This window comes from Pseudoxanthomonas daejeonensis (assembly GCF_010093205.1).
Classification (GTDB): domain Bacteria; phylum Pseudomonadota; class Gammaproteobacteria; order Xanthomonadales; family Xanthomonadaceae; genus Pseudoxanthomonas; species Pseudoxanthomonas daejeonensis.
The window spans coordinates 67,751-81,865 of the sequence record NZ_PDWN01000010.1; the positions used below are offsets into that span (position 1 = coordinate 67,751).

Genomic DNA, 14,115 nt, shown 5'->3' on the forward strand with positions numbered 1-14,115 from the left:
TCATGTGCATGTGCGTGCCTCACCATTCGCGGGTGCGGAATGGCGACGCCGGGAGTCCATCGCGCCCCACCAGGTCGGCCTGCGCCGGATTGTCGCTCCAGGCGTAGCGTGCGACTTGCGGTTTCGGCACGGCATCGCTGCGTACTACCACCGTGTGCCGCTCGATGCGGACCTGGGCCGGATGGAACCGGCCGTCGGCACCCGCCACCTCGAAGCCCTGCAGCGCAGCGCCGCCGCCACGCGCGGCGAGAATGTCGCCGTCAGCGTCGAATTCCAGAACCAGCGTGCCGTCCCCGGCGCGGGCCTGGCGGAATGCCGGCCCTTGATGGACAACCGCCTCATCGCGGTATGCCACGTGCCGCGCCGCACGCGAGAGGCGCTGGCCGACGGTGCGCTTGTCGCGCGGATGGATGTCGTCAGCCGCGCCTACATCGATGAGTACCGCCTGCCCGGTGGCCGGCAGCGCCAAAGCCGCCGACTGCGACTCGCGCAAGGTTGCCCACGGGCTTTCGATAACGACGCCGCGCGCATCGAGCCGGTCGTCCCCGGAATGGAACGCGGCCAGCTGCGCCCACAGGAACGGCATCGCAGGCGTCTGCCAGTGACCGCGCCAACCCTCGATCAGGGTCTTGAACTGGTCGCGATAGCGGTAAGCGCCTTCTTCGCTGGCGTTGGTTTCGCCCTGGTACCAGATCACGCCGGCCAGTGGATACGGCAGCAGCGGATGGATCATCGCGTTATAGAGCAACGTATCGACCTGGTTCTTGTCGCCGGAGGTCGACACCGTCACCGTGGCGGTGCGGAAAAGCCAGTCGCCGGCCAGGCTGCGGCGCTGGCCGCCGACCGGTTCCACCCATATCTCCTTCGCGCTGCCGGCGATGCCGCCACCACCGCCATCGTCCTGGACGCGCACGGCGATGATGTTCAAGCCCGGGCGCAGTGCCGCGGCAGGAACGCGGTACTCGCGCGGCACGTTGTAACCGTTGCTGACACCCCCCACGCGCTGGCCGTTGACCCAGGTCGTGTCGGTATCGTCGATCTGGCCCAGGCCAAGGACGACACCGGACGCGGCCTCGCGTGCGCTCAGCTCGAATGTCGTGCGGTACCACGCCACCCCGTCCATGCCGGCAAAACCCTGGGTCTCCCAGACGGACGGCACGCGGATCGGACTCCAGCCGCTGTCGTCGAGCTGCGCGGCGGCGAAGGCTTCCGACGCCGGGTCCGTGGCCGTCCAGCCGACCAGCCGTGCACGCGTAGCGGCTTCGCTCCGGGCATCGACCGCCCGACGCTCGCGCATCTTGGCCTCCAGCGCTGCGGCGTCCAGGCCAAGCATCGAGGCATCCATCCACGCCTCGATCGAACTTCCACCCCAGGTGCTGTCGATGATTCCGACCGGCACGCCCAGCACCCGGCGCAGTTCGCGCGCAAAGGTGTAGCCCACGGCCGAGAACTGCCCCACCGTCGCCGGTGAAGCGGCCTGCCACGCGCCACCCTGCAGTTGCGCCTGCGGCGTCTCCGCCCAGGACTTCGGAATCTTGAAATGGCGCAGCGAGGCATCACCGGCTTCGGCCACGTCTTCCTGTGCATGCAGGGTCTGCGCGACCGGCCATTCCATGTTCGATTGCCCGGACGCCAGCCAGACCTCGCCGACCAGCACGTCGCGCACGCGCCGCTCTTCCGCACCCGCGCGCACAAGCAGCTCATACGGCCCACCCGCGACATGCGCAGGCAACTGAACGCTCCAGTGGCCGTTGGCGCCGGCCGTGGCCTGTGCCTTGCGGCCGTCGAACTGCACCTCCACCCGTTCGCCCGGCTTCGCCTGTCCCCAGACCGGCAGGGGGCGGTCGCGCTGCAGCACCGCACCGTCGGAGAACAGCAGCGGGAGTTCCAGCGACGGGGTGGTCGCCGAAGCCAGTGGTGCGATCGCGAGCAGTGCCAATGTCGCCAGCAGGGCGCGGAACTTCATGGGGTCGGTTCTCCGTAGATGATGCCGCGGCCACCGGTGGCCAGGTAGACGCGTCCGTGCACGCGTGCGTCGCCGGTGAGCATGCGCGGTTTTCCGAAGCGATGCTGCGCATCGTCGATGCGCAGCCAGTGGCGGCCGCCATCGTCGGAACGGTATAGCCCAACGGCACCGTCGACCTGGCCGTGCACGAAGATAGCCGGCGTGGTGCTGCCTGGCTTCGGCGCACCGAGGCCCGCGACGAATGTGTTCTCCACGCCCGGCAAGCGTTCGAGCTGCCCTCCGCCCCAGCGCATCAACCCGCGCCAGGAAGCGGCGAAGTACACCACGCCGGTGTTCTCCGGCGACGGCAGGAGCTCGCCACGGAACCAGTCGCCAACCGCACCGACGCCACCATCCGCCTCCTCGAAGGCCACTCCGCCATCGCCGCTGACAAACAGCTTTCCCGACACCGGGTCGAAGCCGTACCACAACGCCGGCTGGAAGCGGTCGGCCGCGAATACCGCGCTCGTCGGCAGCCCCCGCACCTTCTGCCAGCGACCGCCGTGGTTGTCGGTGATCCAGTGCGGCCCTCCGTGGGCCTGCCAGATCACGCGCCCGCCATCGGCCGACACGGCGACGGCCAGTCGGCCCTCGCCTTCGCTGGCCGGCGGTTCGCGGGTGAATGCGGTCCAGGTGCTGCCGCCGTCGCGCGAGTACGCCGCGCGCACTATCGCCGGATCCGGATGGTGGAGGTGGCCGGCGCGGACCAGCAGTGAAGGCTGCTGGCCGGCATAGTCCAGGCTCTCGGTGTTGCTGTAGCGTGGCGGCCTGGCGAACTGGGTAGTCGTGCGTGTCAGGTCGTCATGGCGGAACCCGTCGATGTCACCCAGCCCGCTCACCAGCGGCGCGCCTTCCGGCGGACTGATGAGATCCAGCGGCACGGTCTCGTCCAGGCCGGCATCGTCGAAGATCCAGTGCACGGTGCCGCCGCGGTCCAGCGCGGACATGTCGCGCGAGGCCCACAGCCCGTAACCGGTGACGAACAGCACCCGGTCCGGATCGTGCGGGTCGATCTCGATGTCGGCCATCCAGTGCGGCTTGGCCTGCGCCGTCCACGGCGAAGCGGAATGGTCGAACTCGGATCGCTCGAACACCGGACTCCAGCTCCTGCCCCCATCCGTGCTGCGATAGATGTCGTCATGCGGTGCCCAGCGGTTGAACGTGGTCGCCACGACCACGTCGGGGTTCTGCGCATCCACCGCCACCGCGCCCCAACCGAAACCGTCACCCTCAAGGTCGGTCGACTGCGCGACGGGCGTGATGTCGGCCCACGCACCGCTGGCAGGCGAGTAACGCCACACGGCCCCGTCGTTCATGCGATCCGGACCGGGCTCGTCGCCGTAGCTGAGCAGGAAGTCACCACGCGCGTCGCGGACCATGTGGTTGGGGCGCAGTCCGGTGGGCTGGCCGGGGACCGGTTCCCAGGTCCTGCCCGCGTCGCGCGAACGGAACAGTCCGCCCTCGCGGCTGGAAACGGCGGCATACATCACCGGCGTGGGCGCGCCCGCGGCTCCACTGGCCGGATCGAACTGGACGAAGACGATGCCGATCGACTGCTTGCGCCAGTTGCTGGCGCCGGCGGACTCCGCGGTGGCCAGTGCCGGGAACGCGTCGACGCGCTTCCAGCGCGCGCCATGGTCTTCGCTGCGCCACAACCCGTGCGCACGCGAACCCAGGAACAGCACGCGCCCGTCGTTCGGATCCACCGCCAGCCGTTCGCCGTTGCCGCGGCCCAGCTCGTTTCCACCGAGCTTGAACGGCAGGTCGCGGCGCTCGAAGGTCGCGCCGCGGTCAAGCGAGCGCAGGATCGCGCCATTGCCCGCACGCTCGTGGGTGTAGGTGCCGGCGGCCAGATACACACGCCCGGGATCGGACGGGTCGATCGCGATGCTCTCGATACCCATGAGGTTGGCGTCGGCGTGGCCGATCCAGTCGGTCAGCGGAATCCACCGCCGCGCCGCGGCATCCCAGCGGTAGGCGCCGCCGACATCGGTGCGCGCATAGGCAAGGTCCCGCTCGGTGGGATGGAATTCGATTCCGGTGACGAAGCCGCCGCCGCCGATGGCGACATTGCGCCAGCGGTACGGCGTCGTTCCTTCCGCGGCCCCGGCGATGGCAGGCGCGAGCACCAGCAGGAGCATGCAACGAGCGAAAACCTGTCGAAGTCTGTGCATCGGTCCTCTCGTTGGGAGAGCGAGCCGATGCGTCATGCGGGAAGCACACTCTCGGCAGCCAGGCATGCGGGGCGTCGCTCGCCCCGCGCCTTCCGTTCTCCGTCAGGCGGGAAACAGCGTGGGCGGGAAAGAGGAGGCATGACCTCCCCCTTCCCGCACCGCGATCAGAACGTCAGGCGGATGGTCGCCGCGTAACGGCGGTCGTTGACGTACCAGGAGGTGGTGCGGCTGCCCGCATCGTTCTGGTCCATGATCGTGCGCTGCTCGGCGTTGTTGAGGTTGTTCATCTCCAGGCCGATCTGCACGTTGTCGCTGACCCGGTAGAAGACCGAGCCGTCGAGCTGGCCGTAGTCGTCGCTGTACACCGGCAGCTTCCAGACGATGTTGTTGTTGTTGCCGTTGTAGCCGTTCGGCCCGACCGACAGCAGGTACTTGCTGCGCCAGTTGTAGGCGAGCCGGACCTGCCACGGGCCCTTCTCGTAGAACGCGGCGACGTTGAACGCGTTCTTCGACAGGCCATCGGCCGGCAGGTCGTCGAAGGTGGAGCCGTCGGTATCGACCGGCTGCACGTCGATGTTGTTCGGCACCTCGGTGGCACTGTCGATGTAGGTGTAGTTGGCCGACATGCCGAAGCCGTCGAAGGGGGCCGGCAGGAAGTCGAAGAACTGGTTCCACCCCAGTTCCGCACCGCGGATGCTCGCCGTGCCCACGTTCACCGGACGGCTGATCAGGTAGTCGTACGTGTTGCCGTCCGCACCCGGGAACGGAACCTCCTGCGTCTGGCGGCGGAAGTAGTCCTTGATGTCCTTGTAGAACAGGTTCACCCAGGCCATGCCACCGTGGTCAGGATCGAAGTACCACTCCGCGGACAGGTCGAACTGGTTGGCCTTCATCGGCTCCAGGTACGGGTTGTCGTAGGAGCTGCCGGTCAGGTCGAGGCACTCGACCGAGACCACTGGCACGTCCGGACAGGCATTGCCCGCGTCATCGAAGTCGCGGCGGCTGACATTGAGGATCTGGTAAGCCTGCATGTCGCTGAAGTTCGGACGCGCGATGGCCTTGGACGCGGCGAAACGGAAGATCACGTTCTCGATCGCTTCCCAGCGCATGTTCAGGCTGGGCAGCACGTCGGTGTAGGAGTTCTCGGCGGAGACCGGCTCGGACTCGCCACTTCCCAGGAACGGCGCGTAAGCCTGGTTCGGAAAGACCACGTAGCCCTTGGCCGAGTTCTCGGTACGCACCACGCGCACGCCGACGTTGCCGTCGAACGCCGCGTCGTCCAGGCCGAAGTTGAGCATCAGGTAGGCGCTGTTGGTGGACTCTTCCTGCACGTTGGTGTGCTGCGGCCCCGGAAGCGCCGGGCTGTACGGCGTGAACCCACCGGGATTGATGTAGTACTCCTCGGCGGCCTCGTGGATGGCCTGGTAGCTGCCCGGATAGCCGAGCGCGGTGGCCAGGATCGGCGCGTAGAACCCGCCCGGCGTGTTGGCGTCACCGCGGTAGAAGTTCTTGAACTCGTTGAAGTGGGTCAGGCTGGAATTGACCTGGCTGTTCAGGTCCAGACCAGGCAGCGGCACGCCACCGGGCAACTGCCACCACTGCATCCAGGGCTGGATCGCCGCCGCCCAGTTGTAGCCGGTGTCGATGCTGGTCGCATCGCGCCGGGTCGTGCGCACGCCGCCCCTGATCGCACGGAAGAAGCCGCTGTCGAAGCTGTACTTGATATCCGCGCGCCAGGCTACCTGCTCGGCTTCGTTGTCGTCCTGGTGGTCCATCGTGAACCCCCAGTAGTAGTTGTCGGGGTTCGACGTGAATTGCTGGTCCACGCCGATGGACGGCAAGCCGTTCGTCAGGTCGACGTCGATGTACGGCATCAGCAGGCCCAGGGCCACCGTGGAGTCCAGGCTCTTGGTGTCGGCCTTGATGTACTGGAGGTCGGTCGAGAGCTCCACCTTGTCGTTGACCGTCCACGTCAGGCCGGCCGAGAAGTCGGTGGTCTTGGAGTCGCGGTTGGACGCGCGGATGTCCGTGCCCATCGGCACGCCACCGGGCTGGATGACGCGCCCGGAGCGGAACACGTTGCCATCCAGCTCGTACGGCTGGGTGGTGTCGATCCTGACCTGGGTCGGGTCGTTGTCGACGAAGATCGCGTCTTCGTTCCAGAGTTCGTTGTACGTGCTCTGGAACGCGGTGGCGACGACCTCGACGTCGTCGTTGGGCCGCCACTGCATGCCCAGGTACGCGCCCGAGCGCCTGCGGTCGTAGTTCAGCGTGCGCCAGTCGGCGCCACGCGGCACCCACGCTTCGTCGTTCACGCCGTCGCCGGTGATGTCGGCGTTGCTGTTGTTGAAGAACGGGCGCACGAACATGCCGTCCGTGCGGGTCGCCAGGTCCGACCGGGCCACGTCGACCAGGATGCCGAAGTCGCCCGCACCGGTGTTCCAGCGATTGCTGTACAGGACCGAAGCCGAGGGGCTGGTCTTGTCGGCGAAGTCGCCGTTGTTGACGCTGAAGCTGGCCGCCAGCTTCTCGCCCTCGAAATCGAACGGCAGGCGGGTACGCAGGTTCACGGTGCCGCCCAGGCCACCTTCGATCATCTCGGCGGTCTGGTTCTTGTACACGTCGACGCCGGCCATCAGCTCCGACGGTACGTCCTGGAAGCTCAAGCCGCGGCCGCCCGACGCGGAGAAGCTGTCGCGGCCGTTGAGCTCGGAACGGACCTGGGTCAGGCCGCGGACCTGCACGCCGTTGCCTTCGGCCGAGAAGTGCTCCGGGTCGCCCACCGCCAGGAAGCGGTCGATGGTCACGCCGGGGATGCGCGACAGGGTTTCGGTGACGCTGCGGTCGGGCAGCGCGCCGATATCCTGCGAGGTCACCGAGTCGACGAAGGTGTCGGCATCGCGCTTGATGTCCTGCGCGCGCATCACGCTCGCGCGGATGCCCTGGACCTGCACGGCGTCCAGTTCGGTCGTTTCGGTTTCGGTTTCGGTGGCGGCGCTGTCGGCCGCGCTCTGTTCCTGGGCGTGGAGCACGCCGACCGGCAGGGCCAGGGCGATGCCCAGGGCCAGGGCCGAACGGACCAGATGGACAGGCAGGCGCGACACGGCGCCGCCGCGGTGCGGATGTTTCGGCATCACTGTTCCCTCCCAGGACACTGATTCGAATCTTCGAGTTGTGAACCGGCCGGAGCCGGCAGTCCGGGGCGACCAGCGCTGTCATTCCGTGGATTGCGCCGGGAATGCCTGCAGGCTTGTGCCCCGGCGGCCACCTTAGGCGCGCCGCGTCACGGATTGCCAATGAAGAATTCGGGGCAATCTATACCGTGGAGGAATATGTCAACCGGGGTACATGTCCAGCCTCGACTAGGAGGTCATACCTCGCAGGTGGATGCGACCGGCGGAAAAAAGAAGGGCCCGCGCCTCCCGGCGCGGGCCCTGTCCGGCACCTGCTGGCGCCTTACCAGCTTGCGCGCAGCACCGCCGAGTAGCGGCGATCGTTCTCGAACCAGGAGCGTGTGTAAAGCGTGTCGTCGACGTAACCGTCACGCAGGTACTTGCGCGGCCCGATCAGCAGCTTGGTGATGCTGTTGGTCAGGTTGTTCACCTGCAGGCCGACCTGGAAGTTCTTGTTGATGTTGTAGAAGAACGAGCCGTCCAGCTGCCCGTAGTCGTCGTTCCAGGTCGGCAGGAAGGTAATCGCATCGCTGCTGGTCAACAGGTACTTCGAACGCCAGTTGTAGGCCAGTCGCGCCGATACCCGGCCCTGCTCGTAGATGCCGATGAGGTTGTACGAGTGCTCGGACAGGCCTTCCAGCGGCAGCTCGACCGTACCTGCGCGCGCGGCGCTTCCATTGGGCACGCCGACGGCGGCATTGGTGCCGCCGCTGCTGTCCACGAAGGTGTAATTGGCCTGGACGCCGATGCCCGGGAGGAAGTTGAAGAACTGCGAATAGCCCACTTCGAAGCCGCGGATCTTGCCTTCGTCCAGGTTGTGGGGACGGGTGACCAGGTACTCGTCGCCGAAGATGACCTCGGTGGTCGCCTGGTTGGCGAAGTAGTCCTTCACATCCTTGTAGAAGAACGTGGCGTACAGGCTGTTGGCCGGGCCGAAGTACCATTCCAGCGCGGTGTCGAACTGGGTGGCCCGCATCGGCCTCAGTTCCGGGTTTCCGCCGTTGCCGGTGAAGGACAGGTCGGCCGGACCGCACAGCTCGGTACGCAGGCCGTCATCGAGGGCCTGCTGGCACGCCGAGGCGCTGGCCGACAACGGCAGCCATGCCTGCATCAGGCGAAACTCCGGCCGGGCGACCGCCTTGGACGCGGCGAAGCGCCACTGCAGGCCATGGTCGAAGCGCATGCGCAGGTTCAGGCTCGGCAGTACGTCGGTGTACGAGCTGCTGGTGTCGGAGGTGAATGACTGGCCGGCGTACTTGTCCAGCACTTCCTGGGTCACCACGTCGGCCCAGCTCGACATGTCGGGCATGAGCCCGCCGCCGACGGTATTGACACTGGTCTTGACCACGCGCACGCCGATGTTGCCGTCCAGCGGATTCGAAAGCGCATCGTTGCCGAAGTACAGCACGCCGTAGCCGGCCTGGGTCCGCTCGTCCTGCGTGTTGGTGCTCTCCGGGCCGAAACCGATCGGGGTCCACCTCGCGCCGGGCAGCTGGCCCAGGGTTCCGGCGACGGTGGCGATATCGACCATGCTGTCCTTCGGCGACCAGAAGCTGGTCGGTACCTTGGCCCTGCCGCCGAAGAAGTCCTTCATCGTGTACAGCGTCGACTCGCTGGAATAGAACTGGTCCAGCCAGGCCACGTTGGCGCGGGTCGGATCGGCGGGCGTTCCGGTCAGCTTGTTCCAGTCGTCGCTGATGACGCCCCAGTTCCAGCCGGTGAACTGGTTGTCGTAGCCGCGGTCCGCTACGCGCGCACCGAAGCGCACGAACTGCAGCCAGTCGCTGTCCTGGAAGGTGTATTCCAGGTCGACGCGGCCGGCGCGCTCGATGCCTTCGCTTTCGCCGAGGTGGTCCATGGCCGATCGCCAGAAGTAGTTGCTCTGGTCGGTGACGGTGGCCGGGTTGCCGACGGATATCTCCGGGTACTTGCCGCTCAGGTCCAGGGTCATGTCCTGCAGCAGGGTCGAGGCATGCAACGAGAAATCGACGTTGCTGCTCTCGGCCTTCACGTACTGGAAGTCGCCGCGGACGATCAGGTTGTCGGTGATGAAGTGCTGGAAGCCGGTCGACCAGTCGGTGGTCTTCGAAGTCTGCTCGTTGAAGCGGTTGCCGCTGATGTACTGGATGCCGGAGTTGCCCTGGTAGACGCCGGGGTTGCCGTTGTCCAGGTCGCTGGGCTGGCCCAGCCAGCCGCCCTGGCGCACGGTGCCGCTGACGAAGCGCCCGTTCTTGTCGTAGACGAACTGGGTGCCGACTGCCGGGATCAGGTTGTTGCTCATGTCGGCCAGGCCGTCGGCGTAGATCGGGTTGAAGTGGGCCGGATCGCCGTTCCAGTTGGGCTGGTTCTTCTGCGAGGCACCGCCGAACTCCATGAAATGCTCGCGCCAGCTCATGTCGTACTGCGAGGTGATGAACTGGGTATAGACCTCGGTGTTGTCGTTCGGCTTCCACTGCAGGGCGAACGCACCGCCCTGGCGCTTACGCTCGAAGTCGGTCCGCCGCCAGTTCGCGCCACCTGGCACGAACACCTGGTCCAGATCCGTGCCAGCCAGCAATGCGTCGCGCTGGGATTCGGAGGACTGCCACGAGCCCTGGTCCCAGTCGTAGACCCAGTCGGTGTCCGAACCTTCGGTCTGCTCGGCCGGCTTACGGCCGCGGCGGTCGAACGGCATGATCTGGACGCCGTCCGAACGGGTCGCCAGCTCGGAATAGAAAACATTGGCCAGTGCACCGACCTCGCCGACGCCGGTTTGCCAGCGGTCGCTGAAGAGGAACGAGGCCGACGGCCTGGCATCCTTCGCCTTGTCGCCGTAGTTGTAATCGATGCTGCCGGCGATCTTGCGGCCCGGCTCGTCGAAGGGCTTGCGCGTGCGCAGGTTGACCGTGCCGCCCAGGCCGCCTTCGATGATTTCGGCCGACGGGTTCTTGTAGACGTCTACGCCGGCCATCAGTTCGGCCGAAACTTCCTCGAAGCTGATGCCGCGGCCACCGGCGGCGCTGAAGATGTCGCGCCCGTTCAGTTCGCCACGCACGAAGGTCAGGCCGCGGATCATCACGCCGCTGCCTTCCGCGGAAAAGTGGTCGGTATCGTCACGTGCAGCGAAGCCGGTAACGGTCACGCCACTGACGCGCTTGAGGGTCTCGGTGACCGAGCGGTCCGGCAGCGCGCCGATGTCCTCGGCGGTGACCGAGTCGATGATCTGCGCGGCGTCCCGCTTGATGTCCTGGGCGCGCATCACGGAGCCGCGGATGCCCTTCACTTCCACGGTCTGGAGCTCGGTGGCCCGGGCCTCCGGCTTCTCCGCCTCGCCGGAGGACGGGTCCGTCTCCTGAGCTTGCAGCGCGCCGGCGGACAGCGCCATGGCGACGCCCAGCGCGAGAGCGGAATGGTGTATGCGGCTTGTCAGACGCGGAGCAGCGCCGCGCCGGACGGCGCGGATCGGATGATGGGTCATGGACAGTTCCCTCCCCAGGAGACTGGTAATTGCGGAAGACCGGCTGGTCAGTGGACCGGCGACCCCTCGTCGCCAGTGGTAGCGCTACCACGCGAACATCAAAAAAAATCGGTACTCGCCCTGGTCACGCTCCCCGACCTCACGCTAGTGCGGTGGACAACGCGGCACCAATGAAAAAAACGGATAGGGGAAGGATCTCCTATCCGGTAATCGACATATCCGGAAGGGGGGCCGGAGATACCTCGCTGAGGCCGTAGAGCCGCTGCGCGGTCGCCCGCAACGCCTCCAGGACCCGTTCGGCCGCCGGCGACAGCAGGTGGCCCCGGCGGCGGATGATGCCGAACGACTCCATGCCCACCCCCAGGTCCAGCGGCAGGACCGAAAGCTGGCGCGCCTGCACGTACGGGGCGACCGCCTCCACCGGCAGCGCTGTCACCAGGTCGCTGACCCTCAGCAGGTTGATCATCACCGACAGCGAGGAGGTCTCGATCGTGTTGCGGGGGCCAAGCAGGCCGCGCTCGAGGAACATGGTCTCCAGCCGCGCCCGCAGCACGCTGTCGGGGGGCGGCAGGATCCAGCCGTAAGGCGCCAGTTCCTCGTGCCTGACCTGGGCGCGGCCGTCCAGCGGATGGCCGGTACGCACCACCGCCGAATGCGGTTCGTCGGACAGGGACTCGAACACCAGGTCCGCCCCGCCCTCCGGATCCATGATCCGGCCGATCACCAGGTCGAGCTGGCCATCCAGCAGCTTGGTGACCAGCGGCCGGCTGTAGTCCATCTCGATCCGGACCAGGATGTCCGGGTACTCGCGCTTGACCGCGGCCACCGCCTGCGGGACCAGGTTAGTGCCCGGATTGACCACGGTGCCGATCGAGGCCTGGCCCATGCGGCCGTCGCGCAGCGCCGCGATCTCCTCCTGGGCGCGGCCGATCTCCAGCAGCGCGGTGCGCGCGCGGCGGATCAGCACCTGCCCGTACCAGGTCGGTTCGACGCCGCGGGCGTGGCGATCGAACAGCGGCACCCCGAGCAACCCTTCCATCTCGGCCAGCAGCTTGGAGGCCGCCGGTTGGGTCATGCGCGCGGCCTCGGCGGCGCGCAGCACCGAGCCCTGCTCCTCCAGGTGCATCAACAGCAGCAGATGCCGCGTTTTCAGCCGCGACGGGTTGAACCAGTGTGCGTTGGCAGTCGGCTTGCCCATTTCCCCTCCCAGAGAACTATTCAGGCCCGGAATAGATTACGGCGAAAATTTCATTTGCCCAACATAACTGCTCAAGCGAGGCTGACGCCGCTCCACTGACCCGCGACACGCAGGCCCACCTGCAAGTCCGGGCGACCACCGGCCCGGGAGGAGGGCGATGGCACGTTCCACTACACCGGCGGCGCGGATTGCCGCGCGCCTGGCGGGCGGCAGGACCGCCCCCGCTCCCTTGCGCATGCCGCAGGCCAGCATCGGTCGTGGCCGCGCCCTGCCGTCGCCATCACGAGGCACACGATGAATGAGGTCCCCGCTACCGGGGGGCGCATGCCCCACGTCCCGTTCCGCCTGCCGCTGATCGCCATCCTGCGCGGCATCGGCCCGGGTGAAGCCGGCGCGCATGTCGGCGCGCTGGTCGAGGAAGGCTACGACGCGATCGAGATCCCGCTGAACTCACCGGACTGGGCGCAGAGCATCGGTGCGGTCGTGCGCGAGTACGGCGGCCGTGCCTGGATCGGCGGCGGCACCGTGTTGCGACCCACCGAGGTGGATACGCTGCAGCACCTGGGCGCGCGATTCGTGGTGACCCCCAACACCAATCCGGCGCTGATCAAGCATGCGGTCGCAGCCGGCATGCAGGTGGTAGCGGGTTTCGCCACCGCCAGCGAAGCGTTCGCCGCGGTCGATGCCGGAGCGCAGATGCTCAAGCTTTTTCCCGCTTCCACCTACGGCCCCGGCCACGTGCGCGCACTTCGCGCGGTACTGCCGGCGGTCCCCCTGTTCGTGGTCGGAGGCGTCACTCCGCTCACGCTGACCGATTTCCTCGCGTCCGGCAGCAATGGCGCAGGCATCGGCGGCGAACTCTACCGCCCCGGCCAGCCGGTCGAGCGCACCCGCACCAATGCCCGCGAATTCCGCCTGGTCCAGACCGGGTACCGTCGATGAAGACCTGTCCATGAAAATCCGCGGACTCACCACCTACCACGCCGCACCACGCTGGCTGTTCGTCAAGGTCGAAACCGACGAAGGCATCAGCGGCTGGGGCGAGCCGGTGGTCGAAGGCCGTGCGCGCACGGTCGAGGCCGCGGTGCACGAGCTCGGCGAGTACCTGGTGGGCCGTGATCCGGCGCGGATCAATGATCTCTGGCAGGTGCTGTACCGCGGCGGTTTCTATCGCGGCGGTCCGGTACTGATGAGCGCCATCGCCGGCATCGACCAGGCGCTGTGGGACATCAAGGGCAAGGCGCTGGGCGTGCCGGTGTACCAGCTGCTCGGCGGCCTGGTCCGCGACCGCATGAAGACCTACCGCTGGGTCGGCGGCGACCGCCCGGCCGACCTGGTCGAGCAGATCCGCGCCTATCGCGCGCAGGGCTTCGACACCTTCAAGTTCAACGGTACCGAGGAAATGCGCCTGGTCGACAGCCCGCGCGCGATCGATGCGGCGCTGGCCAAGGTCGCCGCGGTGCGCGACGCCTTCGGGGATTCGGTCGACTTCGGCATCGATTTCCACGGCCGGGTCGGTGCGCCGATGGCGCGCGTGCTGCTGCGCGAACTGGAACCGTACAAGCCGCTGTTCGTCGAAGAACCCGTGCTCCCGGAGCAGGCCGAGTACTACCCGCGCCTGGCCGCGGCCAGCGCGATCCCGCTGGCTGCCGGCGAACGGATGTATTCGCGCTTCGAGTTCAAGCGCGTGCTCGAGGCCGGCGGCGTGTCGATCCTGCAACCGGACCTGTCGCACGCCGGCGGCATCACCGAATGCCTGAAGATCGCGGCGATGGCCGAGGCGTACGACGTCGCCCTGGCGCCCCATTGCCCGCTGGGACCGGTGGCGCTGGCCGCGTGCCTACACGTGGACTTCGTCGCGCACAACGCGGTGCTGCAGGAACAGAGTATCGGCATCCACTACAACCAGGGCGCCGACCTGCTCGACTACGTGGTCAACCGGGACGACTTCGCCTGCGACAACGGCGATATCCGCGCCCTGCCCCTGCCTGGCCTGGGCGTGGAGATCGACGAGGAACGCCTGCGCCACGCCCACGCCAATCCACCGGACTGGCGCAATCCGCTCTGGCGCCATGCGGACGGCAGCGTCGCCGAGTGGTAGAACGTCA

7 protein-coding genes are annotated in these 14,115 nt (G+C 67.3%); 2 read left to right on the plus strand and 5 right to left on the minus strand.

Annotated elements, in window-relative coordinates:
- Positions 1-19 precede the first annotated feature (19 nt).
- The 5 genes from CSC65_RS11200 to CSC65_RS11220 form a co-directional block, all read right to left on the minus strand.
- Entirely contained in the window at positions 20-1,966 is a 1,947-nt protein-coding gene (locus CSC65_RS11200) for a sialate O-acetylesterase (RefSeq protein WP_162410659.1), read from the minus strand.
- On the minus strand, positions 1,963-4,146 hold the full coding sequence (locus tag CSC65_RS11205; protein ID WP_238390368.1) for a cellulase: 2,184 nt from the start codon (positions 4,144-4,146) through the stop codon (positions 1,963-1,965). Before CSC65_RS11205 ends, CSC65_RS11200 begins: the two co-directional genes overlap by 4 nt.
- Positions 4,147-4,343: 197 nt before the next feature.
- A complete protein-coding gene (locus CSC65_RS11210; protein WP_162410661.1) occupies positions 4,344-7,313 on the minus strand; it encodes a TonB-dependent receptor in 2,970 nt (989 codons plus the stop codon).
- 322 nt (positions 7,314-7,635) lie between these two features.
- Complete coding sequence (locus tag CSC65_RS11215) at positions 7,636-10,716, minus strand: TonB-dependent receptor (RefSeq protein WP_238390369.1); 3,081 nt, start codon at positions 10,714-10,716, stop codon at positions 7,636-7,638.
- A 292-nt stretch (positions 10,717-11,008) separates the two neighbouring features.
- Positions 11,009-12,007 (minus strand): LysR substrate-binding domain-containing protein, encoded by a 999-nt coding sequence (locus tag CSC65_RS11220; RefSeq protein WP_162410663.1) that lies wholly within the window; start codon positions 12,005-12,007, stop codon positions 11,009-11,011.
- Positions 12,008-12,331: 324 nt separating this feature from the next.
- Between CSC65_RS11220 and CSC65_RS11225 the strand changes: the two genes are divergently transcribed.
- Entirely contained in the window at positions 12,332-12,949 is a 618-nt protein-coding gene (locus CSC65_RS11225; RefSeq protein WP_162410742.1) for a 2-dehydro-3-deoxy-6-phosphogalactonate aldolase, read from the plus strand.
- A 10-nt stretch (positions 12,950-12,959) separates the two neighbouring features.
- Positions 12,960-14,108, plus strand: a complete 1,149-nt coding sequence (gene dgoD / locus CSC65_RS11230) for a galactonate dehydratase (protein ID WP_162410664.1) — start codon at positions 12,960-12,962, stop codon at positions 14,106-14,108.
- The last annotated feature ends 7 nt before the right edge of the window (positions 14,109-14,115 follow it).